Origin of the sequence: uncultured Polaribacter sp., assembly GCF_947503875.1 — a bacterium.
Classification (GTDB): domain Bacteria; phylum Bacteroidota; class Bacteroidia; order Flavobacteriales; family Flavobacteriaceae; genus Polaribacter.
In genome coordinates, this window is sequence record NZ_CANNFH010000001.1 from 247,258 (window position 1) to 268,521 (window position 21,264).

The 21,264-nt window shown below is 29.7% G+C and carries 20 protein-coding genes and 1 other RNA gene; 10 read left to right on the forward strand and 11 right to left on the reverse strand.

Going from position 1 to position 21,264, the window contains the following annotated elements; genetic code table 11:
* Nucleotides 1–26: 26 nt before the first annotated feature.
* From trpD to trpA, 6 genes are all read left to right on the forward strand, one after another.
* Nucleotides 27–1,016 (forward strand): anthranilate phosphoribosyltransferase, encoded by a 990-nt coding sequence (trpD, locus tag Q0684_RS01065; protein WP_299012193.1) that lies wholly within the window; start codon nt 27–29, stop codon nt 1,014–1,016.
* A gap of 311 nt (nt 1,017–1,327) precedes the next feature.
* Nucleotides 1,328–2,116 carry an indole-3-glycerol phosphate synthase TrpC gene (gene trpC, locus Q0684_RS01070; protein ID WP_299012194.1) on the forward strand — a complete coding sequence of 263 codons (789 nt, stop codon included), beginning with the start codon at nt 1,328–1,330 and terminating at the stop codon, nt 2,114–2,116.
* Entirely contained in the window at nt 2,116–2,595 is a 480-nt protein-coding gene (locus Q0684_RS01075) for a DNA-deoxyinosine glycosylase (protein WP_299012195.1), read from the forward strand. Before trpC ends, Q0684_RS01075 begins: the two co-directional genes overlap by 1 nt.
* 17 nt (nt 2,596–2,612) lie before the next feature.
* Nucleotides 2,613–3,299 carry a phosphoribosylanthranilate isomerase gene (locus Q0684_RS01080; protein ID WP_299012196.1) on the forward strand — a complete coding sequence of 229 codons (687 nt, stop codon included), beginning with the start codon at nt 2,613–2,615 and terminating at the stop codon, nt 3,297–3,299.
* A 76-nt stretch (nt 3,300–3,375) separates the two neighbouring features.
* On the forward strand, nt 3,376–4,563 hold the full coding sequence (trpB, locus tag Q0684_RS01085) for a tryptophan synthase subunit beta (RefSeq protein ID WP_299012197.1): 1,188 nt from the start codon (nt 3,376–3,378) through the stop codon (nt 4,561–4,563).
* Nucleotides 4,564–4,632: 69 nt separating this feature from the next.
* A complete protein-coding gene (gene trpA / locus Q0684_RS01090) occupies nt 4,633–5,400 on the forward strand; it encodes a tryptophan synthase subunit alpha (protein ID WP_299012198.1) in 768 nt (255 codons plus the stop codon).
* A gap of 155 nt (nt 5,401–5,555) precedes the next feature.
* On the opposite strand, the gene Q0684_RS01095 is transcribed toward trpA, so the two are convergent.
* From Q0684_RS01095 to Q0684_RS01120, 6 genes are all read right to left on the reverse strand, one after another.
* Complete coding sequence (locus tag Q0684_RS01095; protein WP_299012199.1) at nt 5,556–6,356, reverse strand: FKBP-type peptidyl-prolyl cis-trans isomerase; 801 nt, start codon at nt 6,354–6,356, stop codon at nt 5,556–5,558.
* A 41-nt stretch (nt 6,357–6,397) separates the two neighbouring features.
* Complete coding sequence (locus Q0684_RS01100; protein WP_299012200.1) at nt 6,398–8,011, reverse strand: amidohydrolase; 1,614 nt, start codon at nt 8,009–8,011, stop codon at nt 6,398–6,400.
* A gap of 15 nt (nt 8,012–8,026) precedes the next feature.
* Nucleotides 8,027–8,389: a MauE/DoxX family redox-associated membrane protein gene (locus Q0684_RS01105; protein WP_299012201.1), complete on the reverse strand. Its 363-nt coding sequence runs from the start codon at nt 8,387–8,389 to the stop codon at nt 8,027–8,029.
* 1 nt (nt 8,390) lies between these two features.
* Entirely contained in the window at nt 8,391–9,821 is a 1,431-nt protein-coding gene (locus Q0684_RS01110) for a M20/M25/M40 family metallo-hydrolase (RefSeq protein ID WP_299012202.1), read from the reverse strand.
* A 107-nt stretch (nt 9,822–9,928) separates the two neighbouring features.
* Nucleotides 9,929–11,689: a hypothetical protein gene (locus Q0684_RS01115; RefSeq protein ID WP_299012203.1), complete on the reverse strand. Its 1,761-nt coding sequence runs from the start codon at nt 11,687–11,689 to the stop codon at nt 9,929–9,931.
* Nucleotides 11,689–14,727, reverse strand: coding sequence for a tetratricopeptide repeat protein (locus Q0684_RS01120; protein ID WP_299012204.1), 3,039 nt, complete (start codon nt 14,725–14,727; stop codon nt 11,689–11,691). The genes Q0684_RS01115 and Q0684_RS01120 overlap by 1 nt, the downstream gene beginning before the upstream one ends.
* Before the next feature lie 161 nt (nt 14,728–14,888).
* On the opposite strand from Q0684_RS01120, the gene Q0684_RS01125 reads away from it, so the two are divergent.
* Nucleotides 14,889–15,584: an ATP-binding cassette domain-containing protein gene (locus tag Q0684_RS01125; RefSeq protein ID WP_299012205.1), complete on the forward strand. Its 696-nt coding sequence runs from the start codon at nt 14,889–14,891 to the stop codon at nt 15,582–15,584.
* Entirely contained in the window at nt 15,584–16,453 is an 870-nt protein-coding gene (locus Q0684_RS01130; RefSeq protein ID WP_299012206.1) for a glycosyltransferase family A protein, read from the forward strand. Before Q0684_RS01125 ends, Q0684_RS01130 begins: the two co-directional genes overlap by 1 nt.
* On the opposite strand, the gene Q0684_RS01135 is transcribed toward Q0684_RS01130, so the two are convergent.
* Together Q0684_RS01135 and ssrA are read right to left on the reverse strand one after the other, a co-directional pair.
* Complete coding sequence (locus Q0684_RS01135; RefSeq protein ID WP_299012207.1) at nt 16,424–17,512, reverse strand: glycosyltransferase; 1,089 nt, start codon at nt 17,510–17,512, stop codon at nt 16,424–16,426. The two genes, Q0684_RS01130 and Q0684_RS01135, sit on opposite strands and share 30 nt — an antisense overlap.
* A gap of 181 nt (nt 17,513–17,693) precedes the next feature.
* Nucleotides 17,694–18,087: a transfer-messenger RNA gene (ssrA, locus tag Q0684_RS01140) on the reverse strand.
* Between the two features lie 593 nt (nt 18,088–18,680).
* Here ssrA and Q0684_RS01145 point away from each other — a divergent pair.
* Nucleotides 18,681–18,905 (forward strand): DUF3820 family protein, encoded by a 225-nt coding sequence (locus Q0684_RS01145; RefSeq protein WP_299012208.1) that lies wholly within the window; start codon nt 18,681–18,683, stop codon nt 18,903–18,905.
* Here the strand turns inward: Q0684_RS01145 and Q0684_RS13500 are convergent.
* Together Q0684_RS13500 and Q0684_RS01150 are read right to left on the reverse strand one after the other, a co-directional pair.
* A complete protein-coding gene (locus tag Q0684_RS13500) occupies nt 18,902–19,063 on the reverse strand; it encodes a hypothetical protein (protein WP_366140171.1) in 162 nt (53 codons plus the stop codon). The genes Q0684_RS01145 and Q0684_RS13500 overlap by 4 nt on opposite strands.
* A gap of 41 nt (nt 19,064–19,104) precedes the next feature.
* Nucleotides 19,105–19,680: a hypothetical protein gene (locus Q0684_RS01150; RefSeq protein WP_299012209.1), complete on the reverse strand. Its 576-nt coding sequence runs from the start codon at nt 19,678–19,680 to the stop codon at nt 19,105–19,107.
* A 49-nt stretch (nt 19,681–19,729) separates the two neighbouring features.
* On the opposite strand from Q0684_RS01150, the gene Q0684_RS01155 reads away from it, so the two are divergent.
* Complete coding sequence (locus Q0684_RS01155) at nt 19,730–20,104, forward strand: DUF1801 domain-containing protein (protein ID WP_299012210.1); 375 nt, start codon at nt 19,730–19,732, stop codon at nt 20,102–20,104.
* Here Q0684_RS01155 and Q0684_RS01160 read toward each other — a convergent pair.
* Complete coding sequence (locus tag Q0684_RS01160) at nt 20,101–21,054, reverse strand: transglutaminase domain-containing protein (RefSeq protein WP_299012211.1); 954 nt, start codon at nt 21,052–21,054, stop codon at nt 20,101–20,103. The genes Q0684_RS01155 and Q0684_RS01160 overlap by 4 nt on opposite strands.
* Nucleotides 21,055–21,264 lie beyond the last annotated feature (210 nt).

Here is a 21,264-nt window from a genome sequence, read left to right on the forward strand (position 1 = left end):
CGAAATAGGGAAATTAAAAGGGGACAATGAAAGCAATTTTAAACAAATTATACAACCACGAAAGATTATCCAAATCTGAGGCAACACAAATCTTAAAAGATATTGCTGCAGAAAAATACAATGATGCCCATTTAGCGTCATTTATGACGGTTTTTATGATGCGTCCAATTACTGTAGATGAACTTTCTGGTTTTAGAAATGCATTAAAAGAATTGGCCATAAAAGTAGATTTTTCAGATTATAATACTATAGATATTGTAGGTACTGGAGGAGATGGAAAAGATACGTTTAATATATCTACTTTAACATCATTTATTGTTGCAGGAACAGGACAAAAAGTTGCCAAACATGGTAACTATTCAGTTTCTTCACAATCGGGTTCATCTGATATGTTAGAAAGTTTTGGGTACAATTTTACAAACGATGAAAGTGTTTTAAAAGAACATTTAGAAAAAGCAAATATTTGTTTTTTACATGCGCCAAAATTTCATCCTGCCATGAAAGCTGTTAGCCCAACAAGAAAAGCGTTAAAGTTGAAAACTTTTTTTAATATGTTAGGGCCTTTGGTAAACCCAAGTTCACCAAAAAACCACATGTTAGGTACCTTTAATTTAGAAATTGCACGTTTGTACAATTATATTTTACAAGAAGAAAATATCAATTACGGAATTATTCATGCCTTAGATGGTTATGATGAAATTTCTTTAACTAGCGGATTTAAACTATTCACTAAAAACGGAGAGCAAATTATAAACCCAGAAGATTTAGGGCAAAAAAGAATTCAGCAATCAGAAATATTTGGAGGAACTTCTGTTGCAGATGCTGCTAAAATATTTAAATCAATTTTAGAAGGAAAAGGTACAGAAGCACAAAATAATGTAGTGTTAACAAATGCCGCTTTTGCTTTAACAATTGTAGATGAAACAAAATCTTTTGAAACTGCTTTTGCAGAAGCTAAAGATTCGCTTTTTGGTTTGAAGGCAAAACAAACCTTAGAGAGGTTAGTGAGTTTATAAAAAGTACAAGACCCTTTAGGTTTTTAAAACCTGTGAGTTTTGAAAAACAAATAATGACAAAAAAGAAGAAAAATTTAATTTTAATTATTCCAGCTTTCCTTTTAATAGGAACTGCAATTGGTATACAAACAAAAGAGCCCATAAAGCAGACTATTATTGGTTTAATTGTAGGAATTATAGTTTACTTTTTTATAAGATATAGAAATAAAATAATAAATAAATAATGTCATTCCGAAAGAGGAACGATTGAAGGAATCTTTAAATTAAATATAAGATTGCTTCGTACCTCGCAATGACAAATTAGAATACAAATGACAATTTTAGATAAAATAATCGCATTTAAAAAGAAGGAAATTGCTAAAATAAAAGCAGAAATTCCTGTTCAGAAATTGGTAAAAAGCCCAAGTTTTGGTAGAACTGCATTTTCTTTAAAGAAATCTTTGTTAGAAGTAGGTTCTACAGGAATTATTGCAGAATATAAGCGTCAGTCGCCTTCTAAAGGAATTATTAACGATAAAGCAACCATTGCAGAGGTAACTAATGGATATTTAGATGCAAACGTATCTGCACAATCTATTTTAACAGATACTTCTTTTTTTGGAGGTACAATGGCAGATTTAATGGAAGCTAGAGTTATCAATCAACAAAAACCAATCTTAAGAAAAGATTTTATTGTAGATGGTTTTCAAATTGTAGAAGCAAAAGCTATTGGTGCAGATGCTATTTTATTAATTGCATCTTGCTTAACATCCGCAGAACTTAAAAACTACGGAAACTTAGCATTAGACTTAGGTATGGAAGTTTTATATGAAGTGCATACGCAAGAAGAATTAGATAAAATTAACGATTTAGATAACAAGATTATCGGAATTAATAACAGAAATTTAAAGACTTTCGAAGTAGATTTAGAACATTCCATTAAGTTGGCAAATCAAATTCCAGATACCTGTTTAAAAGTTTCAGAAAGTGGCATTTCTGATCCAAAAATTATTACAGGTTTAAAAGAATTTGGTTTTCAAGGTTTTTTAATTGGAGAAAACTTTATGAAAACAGAAAACCCTGGAGAAGCTTGCCAAGAATTTATAGATCAAATTAGATAATGGAAAGAGTTTCTTTAGATCCTATTTTACCTAGAAATCCTACTGTTTTTATTATAGGAACCAAGCCAGGTAATATGGAGTTAAGGAAAGAAGAATATTATGCAAATAATGGAAATGCATTTTGGAAAATTATTTACGAGTTAACAGAAGAAGTTTATAGTAAAAATTATGCAGAAAGAATAGATGTTTTAAAACGAAATCATATTGCAATTTGGGACATTTGTCAGTTTGGAGAACGCGTTAGACCTGGAGCTCAGAATGTAAAGAATGAAGTTCCAAACCCGATAAACGAAATTGTTGAAATGTATCCATCAGTAAAACAGGTAATTTTTAACGGACAAAAAGCTCATGATTTATATGAGAAACATTTTACTAAAATTGAAGGAATTATTTATGAAACTGTTTTGTCTACAAGTCCAGCAAATACAAGATTTTCGTTTAGAGAAAAATTAAATAATTGGAAAAAAGCCATACTATGAAGTTGAAAGTTTGCGGAATGAAATACACAGAAAATATGCAGCAAGTTGCAGATTTGCAACCCGATTATTTGGGTTTTATTTTCTATGAAAAATCAAAACGTAATTTTGAAGGAATTATTCCAGAATTGCCAAATGCTATTAAGAAAACAGGTGTTTTTGTAAATGAGCATATAGAAATTGTAATTTCTTTGGTAGAAGAATATCGTTTAGAAGTTATACAATTGCACGGAGATGAATCTGTTGAGTATGTAATTGAACTAAAAAAACAATTAGCTGAGAATAGAGCTTTATATATTGAAGAAAATAAATCAATTAAAAAGAAGAAAAATCAACATTACATTGCTAGAAATGATGTTGAAATTATAAAAGTGTTCGGAATAAAAGATACTTTTAATTTTGATATTTTACAGCCTTATTTAGAGGTTGTAGATTTCTTTTTATTTGACACCAAAGGAAAAGAAAGAGGCGGAAATGGAACTAAATTTGATTGGACAGTTTTAGAAAATTATCCTTATGAAAAACCATTCTTTTTAAGCGGAGGTATTGGTTTAGATGATTTAGAACAGTTAAAAATAGTGCTAAACTCTAATTTACCAATTTACGCGTTAGATGTAAATAGTAAATTTGAAAGTAAACCAGGAGTTAAGAATATTCAAGAATTAAAAAAGTTTAGTGAAAATGTCATTTTGAGCGAAATGAAATGAAGTCGAAAAATCTGTAATTAAGTTATTGATTAGATTTCTCCATAAAGTCGAAATGACAAACTAATATTATAAAAATATGAAATCAAAATTTCAACCAGACGAAAACGGTTATTTCGGTCAATTTGGAGGTGCATTTATTCCAGAATTACTGCATCCTAATGTAAAAGAATTGGCAGATAATTATATTCAGATTATAGAATCTGAAGAATTTCAAAAAGAATACAAAGCATTGCTAAAAGATTTTGTAGGCAGACCAACCCCTTTGTATTTGGCAAAAAGTTTGTCTGAAAAATATGGTGGACATATCTATTTAAAACGAGAAGATTTATGCCATACTGGAGCGCATAAAGTCAACAATACTATTGGACAGATTCTAATTGCTAAAAAATTGGGTAAAACTAAAATTTTGGCAGAAACAGGTGCAGGACAACATGGTGTAGCAACAGCTACCGTTTGTGCTTTAATGGGTTTAGATTGTACAGTTTTTATGGGCGAAAAAGACATTGTAAGACAAGCGCCAAATGTTGCGCGTATGAAAATGTTAGGTGCAACTATAGTACCTGCAACTTCTGGTTCTAAAACCTTAAAAGATGCCACAAATGAGGCCATAAGATACTGGATTCAGAATCCTGAAACATTTTATTTAATTGGTTCTGTTGTTGGGCCAGCACCACATCCAGATATGGTTGCTAGGTTACAAGCTATTATTTCTGAAGAAATGAAGTGGCAATTAAAAGAAAAAACAGGGAAAGAGAATCCAGATACCATTATTGCTTGCGTTGGTGGAGGTTCTAATGCTGCTGGTGCTTTTTATCATTATTTAGATGATGAAGATGTTGAGTTAATTGCAGTAGAAGCTGCTGGTTTAGGAGTGGATTCTGGTGAAAGTGCAGCAACATCTCAATTGGGTGAAGTTGGTATTATTCATGGTTCTAAAACTATTTTAATGCAAGATGAATATGGGCAAATTGTAGAACCGTATTCTATTTCTGCAGGATTAGATTATCCTGGAGTAGGACCTTTACATGCATTTTTATATGAAAGCAAACGTGCTAAATTTATGAATGCAACAGATAAAGAAGCCTTAACAGCTGCTTACGAATTGACTAAAATAGAAGGAATTATTCCTGCTTTAGAAACCGCTCACGCTTTAGCTGTTTTACCAAAAATGGATTTGAAAAAAGACCAAGTGGTAGTTATTAATTTATCAGGTAGAGGAGATAAAGATTTAGAAACGTTTATTAAGCATTTAAAGGAAGAGTAAAAGTTTTAAAGTTGAAAGTTTAATACAAAAAACCAACAACTATAAACCAAAAACCAACAACCAAATAAAATGAATTCAATTCAGCAATTATTTCAGCAAAAAGATAAAAATCTTTTATCTATATATTTTACCTGTGGTTATCCTGCCTTAGAGGATACAGCAACCGTTATTCAATCCTTAGAAAAAAGTGGTGTAGATTTTATTGAGGTTGGTTTACCTTATTCGGATCCTTTGGCAGATGGACCAACAATACAAGACAGTAGCCAGAAAGCTTTAGAAAATGGTATCAATTTAGATATTGTTTTTCAGCAGTTAATGACTATTAAAGATGCCAATAAAACACCTTTGGTTTTAATGGGGTATTTAAACCAAATGCTTAAATATGGTGAAGATAAATTTTGTCAGAAAGTGGTAGAATGTGGTATTGACACTTTAATTTTACCCGATTTACCAATGGTAGAATTTGAAAATCATTACAAAGCTTTGTTTGATAAATATGGCTTAACCAATGTGTTTTTAATTACACCCAATACAGAAGAAGAAAGAATTCGAAAAATAGACAGTTATACAGATGCTTTTATTTATGTAGTAGCCTCTTCTTCAATTACAGGTGCAAAGGGAGAGATTTCTAATCAACAAATTGCATATTTTGATCGAATTAAAAATATGAACTTGCAAAGTAAATTAATTGTTGGTTTTGGTATTTCTGATAAACAAACATTTACTACAGCTTGTAATTACGCAAATGGTGCAATTATAGGTTCTGCCTTTATTAAAAATTTAGGGCAAAATGGTATTGATAAAATAGATGATTTTATTAAACCAATAATAGCTTAAAAGAAAGAGGCTATCTAAAAAGTACTAAAGTTTGTCATTTTGAGCGAAATAAAATGGAGCCGAAAAATCTATTCAGTAAAAATTTTACAATTTAGATTTCTCAATAAAGTGGAAATGATAGACAGAAAACACTTTTTAGATAGCTGTTTTATGTCTTAATTTACTTTAATTAAATTTATATCAAAAATTAGAACAGCACCTCCAGGAATAGAGGGTGGTCTTCCTGTAATTCCATACCCTAATTCATTTGGGATAATTAAAGTGCTTTCTCCACCTTCTTTAAATAACTGTATTCCTTCTGTCCAACCAGGTATTACTGAATTAAGATTAAAAGTAATTCCTGCTGCATCACTTTGGTCAAAAACAGTACCATCTAATAAATAACCTTTGTAGGCTACTGTTACCGAAGAATTCCTGCTAGGACGTTCTCCATTACCTTCTTTATTTATTACATAATACAAGCCAGATGCTGTTTTTTCAGCATCTATATTATTAGTAGCAATGTATTCTAAGATATCTGCTTCGTTATCTATTACGTCTATCAATTTTATTTCTAAAATTAAAACTTTTCCATCATTAAACGCAAGTTCTGTAGGAACTAGTAAGGTGCCTTCTCCACCTTCCTTAAAAAGTTGTAAACCTTCTATTAGACCAAAAATTTGATCCCTTAATCTTACAGGATTACCACTAGCGCTACTTTCACTAAAAACAGTCCCGTCTAAAAATGAACCTTTAATGCTCACAATAACATTAGAAGTAGGAACAGGGCTTTGTCCTGTGCCTTCTTTAGTAACTGCATAATATAAACCAGATGCTGTTTTGGTAGCTTCTAAGTTGTTGTTTTCTATGTATGCTATAATATCTGTTTCAGTTTCTGCGACTATTTTATCGTCTTCGTTAGACAAACAAGACGAAAACAGTGCGATTGATAAAAATAAAATTAGATAATTTTTCATTTTGATTTGAGTATTTATTACAAATGTAATTAGAAAATATTTTAATAAACCTTACTACCGTTTAAATAAGTTTGAGATACTTGGGTTTCTGGTATTTTACTACCCTCAACCTCCATAATGTCTTGATTTAAAATCACAAAATCCGCAAATTTACCAACCTCAATAGAGCCTTTTTCATCTTCTTCAAAATTAGCATAAGCAGCCCAAATAGTCATCCCTTTTAAAGTTTGTTTTCTAGATAATGCATTTTCTGTTTGATAACCGTTTTTAGGATAATTGTCTAAATCTTTACGAATTGTAGCTGCATAAAAAGTTAAAAACGGATTTACCTGTTCTACAGGAAAATCTGTACCTAGAGCAATTTTACCATATTGATTTAGTAAATCTTTAAATGCATAGGCTCCTTTTATTCTGTCTTTACCAACTCTCTTTTCTGCCCAATACATATCTGAAGTAGCGTGTGTGGGTTGAACTGAAGGTAAAATATTATCAAAATTTTTGAAATCGTTTTTAGAAATAATCTGTGCGTGTTCAATTCTCCAACGCCTATTTTTTACATTTTTTAAAACTTCTTTATATGTTTTTAACATCCAAGTATTTGCAGAATCGCCAATGGCATGTGTGTTCATTTGAAAATCTGAAGCAGCAATTTGTTTTGCAATTTCACGATATCTTTCTGGAGGAAATATTAAAGCACCAAAATGATTTGCTCTATCTGAATACGATTTTCGCATTGCAGCACCTCTTGAGCCTAAAGCTCCATCACCATAAACTTTAAAAGAGCGTACATTTAAATAATCTGTTTTATAAATCCCTTTTTTAATATAGTAGTCAATTTGAGCTTGTTTATCACCAGAAACCATGGCATAAATACGCATTTTTAAATCGCCAGTTTGTTGCAAACTATCTATTAATTCTATTGTTGGTTGGTCTAAACCAGCATCATCAACAGTGGTCAAACCGTAAGAAAAACTAATTTTTTGTGCGTCTAATAAACCTTGTATTGCCTCTTTTTTGCTAGTTTTTGGTAACTTTATAAAGTCCATTGCAGCATCTATTAAAACACCTGTCATTTTTCCGTCTTTGACGATAATTTCTCCACCAGAAACTTTGGTATCTTTTGTAATACCAGATAAATCTAATGCTGCTTGGTTTACCAATAAAGCATGGCCGTCAACTCTTGTAATGGCCACAGGAATTGTTGGAAATAAACTGTCTAATTTTTCTTTTGTTGGAAATTCTTTTACTTCCCAATCGTTTTGATCCCAACCACGACCCGTAATAAAATTCGTGTTTTTTTCTTTTTGAAAGGCAACTAACTTCTCTAGAACTTCATTATAACTCTTTGTACCTTCTAAAGAAACTTTTTGCTGTTGTAAACCTAATCTGTAAAAATGACAATGTGCATCTATTAAACCAGGGATTATAGTTTTGTTTTGGGCGTCTAAAACATTTTCAGAATGGTATTTTCCTGTAATTTCTTCATTTTTGCCAACTGCAATAAACTTACCATCCTTTACAGCAAAAGCTGCAGCTTTAGAAAAATTAGAATTAACAGTGTAACTGTTTGAATTGATTACAATTAAATCTACCATTTCTTTTTTACAAGAAATTAGAAAGATAAAAAGCAGGGAGAATAGAATTGTATTTTTCATTTTTAAAGTTTTATTTTAAGCATGTAAGTAAATAATATATGCACCATACATTAATAAAAATTGCATTGGAATTCTTACATAGGCTATAGGTTTACTACCAATAGCAGGTTTAATTTTTGTAGCATCCCAAATATGTATTGGTAAAAAAATAGTAAGTAAAACTAAAATACCTATTGCTGCTATTTTTACAGTATCTGTAAAAAATAAACCCAAACCAAGTAAAAATTCAACAATACCAAAAACATAATTTACTGCTAATTTGGGTAAAAATTCTGGTATAAAATTCTTAAAAAATTTAGGTTTTATAATGTGCATTATTCCTGCAAAGCAGAAAATAAAGTTGAATAGTATTCTTAATAATAAGGATAAATCTTGCATTTTATGGTTTTACTTGTGTATTGTGGTATAGGTATTTATCCATTAAATACACTAAGCTTGCCATAGAAGCACTACCTAATTCTAATTCTCTTTTATTTACTTTATCAAAAGTATCTCTGCTTGTATGATGGTAATCGAAATAACGTTGAGAATCTGGTCTATAACCAACCAAAGTAACGTTTTCTGCTTTTAGTGGAGAAATATCTGCACCAGAACCACCTTTGTCTAAATCATGCAAGCCATAAGGAGCAAGTAATTTTTTCCAGCTTTGTAATAACTTGGTGTTGGCTGTATTTGCATCAATAGAAAAACCTCTAGGCGTATGTCCACCAGCATCAGATTCTAGACCTCCAATATGGTTTTCTTTATTTAGTTTTGCCAATTCTGCATATTTTTTAGCACCTCTAGTTCCGTTTTCTTCATTCATAAAAAATACAATTCTAATGGTATTTTTTGGTTTGATATTATTTTTTTTGAAGAGATAAGCAACTTCCAAAGATTGCACAACACCTGTACCATCATCATGTGCGCCTTCGCCCAAATCCCAAGAATCTAAATGGCCGCCAACAACAAAAATATTTTCTGGTGTTTCAGCACCTTTAATTTCACCAACAACATTAAAAGAAGGTGCGTCTGGTAATGTTTTACAACTTTGTTTGAAGTAAAATTTTAAGTTTGGATCTTTTTTTAAATCGTCACTTAAAATATTTGCAGCTTTACTACTTATTGCAGCTGCAGGTATGTGTTTTTCCACAGGTAAATCTGCATAAGACATTGTTCCTGTATGAGGGTAATCGTCTATTGAATTGGTCATAGAGCGCACAATTACACCTTTAGCGCCATATAAACCGCCAACTTTTGCGCCATTTACTCTTTGGTCTACACAGCCACCATAAGCGCTAAATGTGTTTATTAAAGTATCATCAAAAGGTCTGTTGAAAAAGACAATTTTACCCTTTACTTTTTCTCCTAAAGCTTCTGCTTCTGCTATGCTTTTTACTTCTATAACTTCTGCTAAAATACCTGTATTAGGAGTTGGAATAGAAAAGCCTAAAGCATAAATAGGTACGTTTTTTTGTGTTCCATTTGTAGTATAAGTAGCTATTTCTTTTTCACCACGAATCCAGTGAGGTACCATAACAGGTTGCAACCAAACAGAATCTAAGCCAACTTCTTGCATTAGTTTTTCTCCCCAAATAACTGCTTTTGCAGCTTCTGGAGAACCAGATAATCTACCACCAATATTTTGTGTAAGATCTCTTAACCATTCATAAGATCTGCCTTGAGTTAAAGCGCTATTAAATAAGGTTTTAATGTTTGTAGAGTCTATTTTTTCTTCTTTAGTAAGCCCTGTTTTGGTTAGTTTTGGTTGATTTGTGTTACAGGAAACTAAATACAAAGAAAGAGCAATTAAAGATAAAAATTTTTTCATTTTTGGTTGATTTGGTAGGCTAAATGTACACAAAAAGAACCGAAGAAGATTTGTATTAATTATTAAATCGATTTTTTTTAATGGTATGCTTTAGTATTTTTTAGTTTTTAAAAATCAAACTTATAGGTAAAACCGCCTAAAGCCTGAAAACCTTGTACATTAAAGTTTGCAAAGCGTTGGTAATTTGTATTTAAAATGTTGTTTAACCTAAGAAAAGCAGAAAATTTATCATTGAAGTGATAGCCACCATTTAAATTTACATCTACAAATGCATTTAGCGATTGTAAACTTGATATTGCACTTGGGTATTCTGAATTGTAAAGGACATCTGTACGTGCAGCTACGTAAAATATATTGGTAGTTGCAAACCACTTTTGTGTTTTATACTTTGCTAAAAAAACACCTTGTAAATCAGGTAAATTGTAACTGTCTAAAGCGTTTGTAACTGTATAATTGTTAAATTCTAAACCAGTAGAAAAAGTTAAGTTTTTATTGTAAAAGTACTCCATCTCTGCAGTGAATTGTGTTGTATTAATATCATCGTAAAAAACGGTAAATGAGTTTCCAAATTCATATCCTTTTAAAACCTGATTGTTAAAGGTGTTTGTAACTCCATTAGATTTAGAATTGTTTCTTACAAATAAAGGCTTGTCCTCTTCAGTTTTATAAGCTGCTTTTATATTGTAATTTAAAGATGTTGTAATATTACCGTTTAAACCAAGAAAATAGTTTGCAGTTTCTGCAGTTTGAGTGATAAACAAGTTAGGCGAGATAAAAGGGTTTTCTTCTGCAAATTCTTGATATGTATTGGTATGTAGGTTACCAGTAATACCGCCATAAAGGTTTATGTGTTTTTTTAAAATTACTTGTTTCGCTAATATATCTGGAAAAACTAAAACATTATTGGCATCATTTTCTGGATCTAGAGAAATTGCAGTTTTTACACCAGCCTTAAGAAATAAACCTAAATAATTTAGTGTATAACTAGGGTCTATTCTCGCTGTAATTTGATTGTAATTTATACTGCTTGTTTTGCTGTAATTTTGACTAAAAAAACCTTTTAGATATTCTAAGTCTGTTGCTACAGAAATTTCGTTTAATTTTGGACTAATGAAATCTAATGGAAAATTTAGATTGACATTAAAATTTGCTAATATTTCGCTACTATTAAATGCATCACTAAAAAAAGAAAAATTTATTTTAGCGCTATCTATGTAAGAATCATATACTTTAAAATAGTTTTCTAATTTGGCGTAAGTATACATTTGTGCTTCTTCAATACTATTTATAGTGTTTTTAGTAAAATCTATTTCTGGCAAACCATACCAATTGTAGCTGTTTAGTTGCGTTTCAGCAGTAATTTTCCAATCAAAATAACGGGTTTCTTTTTTATAGAAAGCGCTGGCGTTAAAATTAGAAAAAGTACTATTTAAAATAGTGTTTTGTATTTTTTGGTAAGATGCGTTGTATTTTGCATTTATACCAAATTCGTTATTAAAACGAGTGTGGTGATACAGTTGTAACTCTCCATAAGGGGTATTAAAGTTACCATAGCCTGCAGCTAAATAGTTATTGTAAATACGCTCTCTTACACCAACATTTATACCTTTTACCACACCTGTTTTAGGTAAAAACGTAGAAGCAACAGGAGCAGAAAAAATAGTGTAGTCTAGTTTTTTCTTTTTGGTTTTATGCAGTAACTCTATTTTAGGATTGGTCTTAATTTTATTAACATTAGCAATTTTTGGGTTGTATTTGGTTTCTATATTTACAACCTCTGGCTTTATTAAGGTATCTTTCTTTTTTTCTTGCGCTTGCAAAGAAATAAAAGCCAATAGTATTGCAAGAAGTGGTAAACGCTTTCTCATTACTTCTTTTTTTCTGGATTGATTGAATTATTTCTTTTGGCTTCGTTTTCTTTAATTTTCTTTAGTTCTAATTGTGCCTCAGTAATTACATCTTCGTATTCTTTAAAGTTTGCAATTACATTTTCTAAAACAAAAGTAGCTTGGTATACATCTTTTAAACCGTAATAATTTTTACCCATTATTACATAACTTTTTACACCCCAATATTTAAATTGACTATAATTTGCAATTAGTTTTTGTACTATTTTGTTAGATGCCTCAAAGTCTTTTTGTTTATTTTTAAAATAAGCATTGTAATACAACGCTTCAGCTTTTAATTCGCCATTGGCATTTTCTTCTAATATATTATAATATTCTTTTGCAGTATCATAATCTTCTGTTTTAATGGAAGATCTGGCTATTATAGCTTTAGCATCTTTGCTAATCTGTAGTTCTAATTTGTCTTTTTGTAATAGTTTTTTGGCATAATTAATAGCATTACTGTAGGATTCTGTTTCAAAATATCCTTTCATTAAATTACTTTGTGCAAATAATATGTTTTCAGATACATAAGCCTCAGATTCTAATCGTTTTAAAAGTGGTAAGGCTGCTTTAAAATCTCCTTCGTTTAAATATATTTGTGCTAATTTATTTAAAGATTCTTCTGTATAATTAGATTGTGCTTTGTTTACAATAAAATCGTAATAAGGTTTCGCTTTTTTAAAGTTCTTTATTTTAAAATAAGTATCAGCCAAGTAATAGTTTGCTTTTATGGCATTTTTTCCTTCAGGAAAATCTTTAATATATTTTTGTAGTTTTTTAATAATTTCTTTTTCATTTTTAGATGTCCTGTAGTTTTTTTCGGCAATTGCAAAACTAGTATCATCCAATTCTTGATTGGTAATATTTGCAAATTTTAAAGTACCTACCCAATTTACATAACCATCTAAATTACCATCATCTATATACACATTTCTTGCATTTGTAACGGCTTCAAAAGCCTCTGGCGAGTTTGGGAACTTTGCAGCCACTTCTTTGTAACGTAGTATAGCTTCTTTGTTTTTATTATTATTAAAAAGAAGCAAACCTTGTCTTAATAAAGCTCTTGGTAAAAAGATACTTTTTGGATGTTTTTCTGCTAATCTATCAAATGCATTATTTGCGTTTTCAACATCTTTTAACTTTAAATACGTGTTGGCTAATTGGTATAACGCATCATCTTTTAGGTTAGAAACCTGGTAGTTATTTACCACATTTTTAAGCGCAGTAATTTTTTGATTGTCTTGGTTTAAAAAACCGTGAGCCATACCTATTTGATATTGTGCATAATCTGCACCTAAACCAGCATTATCTGTAACTTTTTTGTAGCTATTTATAGCTTTATTGTAATTGGTACTCGCATAATAACTATCTCCTAAACGAATTAAAGCATCATATTTTACTGCATCTGTAATACTATCTTTTTGTAAAAATGTAGTAAACATGTTTGCTGCTTTGTTGTATTCTTTTAATTTAAAAAGACTGTAGCCCATATTATAGGTAATCAATTTAAAATCTTTTGATTTTTTAGATTTTAAAATGTCATTTAAATTAGAAAACTTATTTAAAGCTTCTTTATAATTGTTTAATCTGTACAAGCTTTCTGCTTCCCAATATTGCGTTTTTTGTATTATAATAGCAGCGTCTGCCTTTTTACTTTCTGCAAAAAAGGGTAATGCTTGTTCGTATTTACTTTGGTTAAACAACTGTAAACCTCTGTACAAAGATACTTCTCTACTTAGTTTTGTGTTTTGTGCTGATTTCTTTTTTGCTAAAAATTGCAAGGCACCATCAAAATTATTTTGTGTTAAAAAAGAGGTTACTACTAAAAGGTTAATTTCTTTGTATGCTGCAGAAGTTGGGTACGTTTTTAAATAGTTTTGTAAAACTTCTGCCACGGGCTTAAAAGGGTTTCCTTCATCATAACTTAGTTTTGCATAATTTAAAGCGGCATCTTCTTGTATCTTTTTGTTGAATCTCATCTCAGAGGCCGATTTAAAAGCATTTAATGCTTCTAGTTTTTTGTCTAAGTTCATGTAACATTCCCCCAAGTGATAATATGCATTTTGAGAAACTGCATTTTTTTCATCAATAATTTTATTAAAATTAGCTATGGCATTTCTAAAGTCGTTTTGTTTATAATAGGCATATCCCAATTGATAAAAATCTGTATTATTCCACTTTCCTTTTTTGCCCTTATATTCTTTTAAATAGGGTATAGCTTTTGCATATTGTTTTAAATTAAAATAACTTTCACCTATAATTTTAGCAACATCAGATTTTAATTTTCTGTCTATTGTTGGGTATAATTTTTTACCAACAGCTACACAACGCTTAAATTTACCAGCTTTAAAACTAATGTCTAGTAAATAATAAGAAATTTCTGCGCGGTAAGATTCGTTGTCGGCAATTTCTTTTAAGGTAGATTCAGCAACTCCATAATCTTCCAGTTTGTAAGCTATAAAGCCATAATAATATCTAGAATCGTCTCCATATTTAGCATCGTTAATTAGCGGTAGAAATCGGTTTTTTGCTTTGGTTAAATTTCCGGTAACTAGCAGTGCATAGCCCGTTTTAAAGTTTAATTCTTTTTTATTTTCAATAGAAAGTTCAGCTGTATCTATTTTAAGAAACCATTTTAAAGCATACGCTGCTTTTTTATTGGCAAAATAATAGTTAGCTACATTAAAAAAAGCGATGTTTTTTTTAGGACTATTTGGGTATTCTTCAACAAAAGCAACTACTTTTTTATCTGCATTAGGTTGATTTAATTTGATGGCGCACATGGCTTCAAAAAAGCTTGCATCTGCTTTAATATTAGTACTAAGCTTGGTGTTTGTTTTTACCTTTGTAAATGTTTTTTGTGCAACAGCATAGGCTTTATGGTTATAGAGTTGCATTGCATTTGTATATTCTTTTAGACTGCCAGTATCTGCAATAGTTTGTTGTGCAGAACTAATAAAGGGCGTGCATAAAAGACAATTGAGAAAGAGTAGGTTTATAAAAAAACGTAAAGTCATACATTTATTTTTTCTGGTTAAAATTATTAACGCAAAATTTTTTATTTTGTTGGATGAATCTGTAAAAATTAAAATAACAATTTTGTCAAAAGTAAGAATTGTTATGAATTCATAGTAAAAAATCGTTAGAAACTTATAAGTTTGTAAAAACTACTATTTATATGGAAAAACCAGTTTTAAAATTAGAGAAAGCAGAAATATATCAGAGAGATAATTTGGTATTGTCTAATGTTAATTTAACTATTAATAAAGGCGATTTCTTTTATTTGATAGGAAAAACAGGAAGTGGAAAAAGTAGTTTAATGAAAACACTTTATGGAGACTTAACTTTACAAAAAGGTACAGGCTCTATTGTAGACTTCAATTTGAAAAATTTAAAAGAAAAAGATATTCCTTTTTTAAGAAGAAAAATTGGTATTGTTTTTCAAGATTTTAAACTATTAAATGATAGAACTGTTTTTGAGAATTTAAACTTTGTTTTAAAAGCTACTGGCTGGAAAGACAAAGAAGAAATGAAAACTAAAATATATGAGGTTTTAGGAAAAGTGGGTATGAAAACGCAATATTATAAAAAACCTTTTGAACTTTCTGGTGGCGAGCAGCAGCGCATTGCTATTGCAAGAGCTTTACTTAACGATCCAGAGTTAATTTTAGCAGATGAGCCAACAGGTAATTTAGATCCAAAAACCTCTATGGAAGTTATGGAATTGTTAAATGACATTCATAAAAGCGGAAAAACTATTTTAATGGCTACGCACGATTACCAACTTATTGTTAAGTTTAAACAAAAAACAATTAAGTGCGAAGGTGGTGCTTTGTTTGAAGTTGCCCAACAGCAGCAAAAAGCACAAGTATAATGCTTTCTGTTTTAATACCTACATATAATTACAATGCGTTCCCTTTAGTTACAGAATTGCATCAGCAATTAGTTTTAGAAAATATTTCTTTTGAAATTATTTGTTTTGATGATGGCTCTAAAGCCTCTATAAATAAAGAGAATGAAGCAATAAATACACTTTCTTATGCAGTTTTTAAAAGTTTAGAAACAAATATTGGTAGAAGTGCTATTCGTAATTTATTAGCAAAAACCGCCCAATACAATTGGTTACTTTTTTTAGATGCTGATGTAAAACCAGCAAACAAAAATTTTATTAAAACTTATATTTCTTGTTGTAAAGAGCGCAAACATATTTTTTGTGGCGGAATTTTATACGAAGCATATTCAGAGCATAAAAAATTACTGCGTTATAGTTATGGCAAAAAGCACGAAGAAATTGCGATTGCAATAAGAAAACAAAGGCCAGATAAGTATTTTTTTACCGCAAACTTTTTAATCCATAAAAAAGCGTTTAATACTGTTTTGTTTGATGAGCAACTTACTAAGTATGGTTACGAAGATTTAATTTTTGCTAAAGAAATAGAAAAATCATCCTGTAAAATTGTACAAATAGAAAATGAGATTTACCATTTGGGAATTGATTCTAATGAAAGTTTTGTAAATAAAACAGCTATGGCTCTTCGCAATTTAAACTTTCTTTTAAAGCAAAATCAACTTAGTTTTTCAGATACTAATTTAACACGTGCCTATTTTAAATTAAAAAGATTTAAACTTACTTTTTTACTGAATTTTAATTGGAAAAACGTAGCTATTCAAAGTAATTCTTTAGTTGTTTTTAACGCTTTTCGTTTGTCCTACTTACACCAAATTCTTAAAAATAGTAAGTAGTTTATCTTCTTGTTGCTCCCAAATTAATGTTTCTTTTGCATTTTTAAGCGCAGCTTTAAAATCTTTTTCTGCTAGATTTTTAATTTGTTCCGCAAGCTTTTCTGGTTTTCTGTGTTGTACAATTTCGCCAACATTATAATGTGTAACAATTTGTTTCATTTCTGGCAGATTAGACACTAAAATGGGTACTTCTGCTTGTATGTAATCAAATATTTTATTGGGTAGAGCATATCTGTAATTTAGACCTAAATCTTCCTCTAAGCTAATGCCTAGCTTTGCTATAGGAGTTATTTGTTGCAATTCACTTGGTGTTTTTCTACCTAAGAAATTAACTTGCTGTTGTAGGTTTTTATCTTGAACCAACTGCTTTAAATCTTCTATAATATCACCAGTACCAACAATTAGCAAAACATAATTTGGTAAATACGGCATTGTTTCAATTATAAGTTCTAAACCTCTCCCTAAATTTACACTACCTTGATATAAAATTATTTTTTTATGATTTGTTTTAAATGCAAGAGTATCCGTTTTAGTTCTATTCTTTTGTAAAGGTAAATTTTTAATTACTTTAAATTTTGTTTGATATTTGTTTTTATAATAATTGGCAATACTATCACAAACCGTGTAACAGTTTTCTATTTTAGGTACAAAAAAACCTTCTAGTTTAGACCAAATATTTTTCACAAATTTTTTATGTACAAGTTCAGGGATTTCAGGAAAAAGCTCATGACTATCATACACTAACTTTTGTTTTTTTAGCTTGCTTACTAGGTAATTAGGTAATAAAGTATCTAAATCGTTAGCAAGTAAAATATCTGCTTTTGTAAATAATAAGATAAAAAATAATCTACAATTGTACGTTGCATAAAACAAAAAACCTTTGTTAAAGAGTAGGCGAATTCTTTTTGTTTTATAGTCTCTTTCTAGTGGTAAACTATTTTTTAGTTTGCGGCCAATTAGTAATATTTCAAAGTCAGCAGATTTTAAAGAATCGCAAACTTTGGCAACACGTTGGTCTGTAGTTAAATCATTGGTAACAGAAACTATTATTTTTTTCAAGTTGCAGTATTTATTGGCAATATAAAACAATTAATTTTTTTGATGTAAAAATTATTGTTTAGAAGTTTTGTTTTTAAGGTTTGGTGGGAGTAAGTTTGTTTAAAATTACATTTTTTTCAATTAAAATACAATTATTGAGAAATAAAAAATCCTTCAAAGTTATTTGAAGGATTTTTTTAATTTGTGGAGACGCCGAGAATCGAACTCGGGTCCAAACAAGCAGCCAAAAAGCTTTCTACATACTTAGTTCTTACTTAATTTTCGACCAAAAGCTGATTAAGAACAATCCACTTTAAGCTTAACTTCTTTACTTTCAAAAACCTAACGAAGTAGTAGGTTTTCTATGTTTATTTTTACGATGCCCAAAAATGAAACGCCATAAACCAAGGCTTTTCGTGGACATAAAGCTTGCGCACCTTGTGCGCCTAGGCAAATTCTACTATAATTCGAATTATGCAGCTAAAGCGTAGTTATCTTCGCCGTTTAAAAAGTTGAAATTAGGTTTTACGAGTGTTATTTCATAACTCGGTATGCTTACAAATTCACTGACCTTGCTGTCAAAACCAGTCGTCCCCTCAATGAGATAGCAAATTTCTAATTTGCGTAATCGAATTGATCCCGAATTTATTTCGGGATACTTTCCTTTAATTCTACTATTTAAATTATCTGTTAAAACAATTTATAGACAAGTTAAAAATTATAAATTTCTAATTTGCGTAATCGAATTGATCCCGAATTTATTTCGGGATATTTTTATTCAATTTTAATATTTAAATTATCCGTTAAAACAATTTATAGACAAGTTAAAAATCATAAATTTCTAATTTGAGTAACAGAATTGATTCTCATTATATTTTTTCAAAGAACATAAAAAAAACAGTACAAAATAATACCATTTTTTAGGGCGTTACCGCACAGAAAAAGTGTGGTCGGGCTTTCGCTACTCGTTTTTTGTTCCATTACATTACACAAAAGAACGCAAACAATGAGCTTGTCTTGAGCGAAAGCGAAAGGCTCAATCCCTAACGCGGTCTGCAAAAGTACAAAAAGTTAGAAGTATTACAACTGCTAGTATTAAAGAAAAAATAAAATTAAAAATCTTTAGCTAAAAATAGCAATTACCAAACCTAAATTAAGACCTTTACAAGACACATAAAAATATTTTTTTTTGGAACAAAATCAACAATTTTTAATAGATTTAGCTAAAGCCAAAATGCCTTTTGGTAAATTTAAAGACCGATTCTTAATAGATTTACCAGAACATTATATTGTTTGGTATAAAAACAAAGGATTGCCAAAAGGGAAGTTAGGTCAACAAATGGCCTTGGTTTATGAATTAAAATTAAATGGTTTAGAAGATATTATTCGTAAAATTAAACGAGATTTTAGCTAGTTGTTAAGACTATTTTCTATAAATATTATAGAAATTATACCAAACGTATAAGCAAGTAAGTCTAAAAAACTAAAAGAAGTAGCTAAAACAAGCTTACAATAGTATGCGTATTTTTCTGGAAAATAATTTTGTAAATTACTTAGCTGCAAAAACTCAATACATAAACTAAAACGTGTTTTTTATGAAATATAAGCACGTTTTATTTTCTATAATTAATGCCAAAAGCCATGTAACCAATACCTAAAATTGAAATTGACGAAGACCAATAATTTGGCATTACAAAACACATAATTGCAAATAATAAACAAACACCTGCCAATATTAAAAGTCCTTTTCTTTCTTTTAAATGAAAGAGCACTAATAAAAGAGCGTGAAGAATAAGAAAAACTGGAGTTATAAGATTGATTTCCCCAAATTTTAGCAAACAAATAAGAATTATAAAAGTAATGCTATTTAGAAAAATATATTTTTTAGCGACATTTTTAGAATTGCCAGTCCAAAGTTTATCGTTTTCTCTTTTAGCTTTTCTTTTTGCGCTAAAAAAAAGAGTAAAAGACACCAAAAGAAATAGCGATATAGCAATGGTTATAATTACCATTTCTATAATTTCTGGAGACATCATGGCTAATGGATTGTCATCAATTAAAAAGCCGTTTAAAATAGTTTCTATCGCATAACCAGAAATTAAAAAATAAGCACCTATTAAAATACTTGTAAAACCCGCTAGTTTAAAATGATTTTTATTTTCTTCTGTGGTAAAGTCTTCGTTTATCATAAATTTTATAACTTAGGTAAATATACAAAACACATCTAATTTTTAGTTAATGAAACCGGCAGAAGCACATATTTTAAATCAGCCAGAGCCTTTTAAAAATATTTTATTGCATTTGCAAATTTTAATAGAGCGCAATTTTTCTGATGTAGATTTGCAATACAAATGGAAATTGCCTTTTTATTATTTAGAAAATAAACCTTTTTGTTATTTAAATTCATCTCAAAAAAAAGGATTTGTAGATGTAGGTTTTTGGTTAGAAGAACCTTTAGAAAAATACAACGAGCACTTAATTACAGACAATAGAAAAGTGGTAAAATCTTTGCGCTATTTTGCTATTGAAGATATTAATGAAACCATTTTATTATCTGTTTTAGATGAAGCTTTTAAATTGAAAGGGAATGGTTTTTATAAGAAGAAACTTTAAAGCACTTTGTATTGCAATGCAATTTTACCATTAATAAAAATATTTAATTCAGAATTTCTTTTGGCGTTTGGTATGGTAAATATTGTGGTATTACGTACTATTTCTTTTAAAGGTTTTTTAGCGATTCTATTTCCTGTAAAATTATAAATAAGCGTTGCGTTTTCATTAAAATTTTCAAAAGTTAGTTGAATGTTGTTTTCTTTGTCTGGAGCAATTGTTCCATTTTTAGGAGTTAATAATTCTGCTTTAGAATTTAATAAGCCTTGGTTGTAAATGGGTTGATTATAAAACTGTTTTGTTGTTATGCGTCCAAAACGTAAAATCCAAATACTTTCTTCTGGTAAATGGGTTTTAAATATTTTTTCTTTGGGAATGTTGTAAAAGTAATTATTGTAACTTTTAATCCATTTGCCATTTATTATTGAGCCTGCAGCCCAAGTTGCATCTAATAACAACCACTTGTTGTCTATTTTTACTGCGTTCCAAGCATGGTTAGTTTTATTTTTAATAATGCCAATTTCGTTAGCGCTGTTTCTAACATTACCACTAATTACTGTTGCCTCTATTTCTAGCAAATCGCAAATTTTTTTATAAGCTTGTGCGTATTGTTCGCAAATGCCTTTTTTAGTTTTAAAAGCAATATTTACAATTTTTTCTTTGGCTTCTTGTATTTTTTGTAGCCTTTCAGTTTCATTGCGATATCTAAAACTGTAGCGTCTGTTTTTGGGGTTGTAATATTCCTCTAAATCGTAATTTATATTATTTGCTAACCAAATAAAGGCGGCTCTTGCTTTTTCTTTATTTGTAGAAAAGTCTTTCTCTATTTTTTTAGCAAGGTTTTCTACTTTAGTAAATCTTGGGTAGTTTAAAACAAGATGATCTACTTTAGCATACTCTTGAGAATTTATAGCAATGCTAATGAATAAAAAAAGCAAATGAAATTGTTTCATATTTTATAAAGTTTACACTTTTTGTTAAACAATTATTGTGCCTTTTTTGTTAGAAATTTTATGAATACATCGAATTTACTTTAGGGATTGAAGCTTTCGACTTTGCGTTAGGGATTGAACGACCTGTTTGAGCTCTTTTTTCTGGATCCTGAATTTAATTCAGGATATAGAAAAAAAGCGAGTAGTGAAAGCCTGTTAAAACGCCCAAAA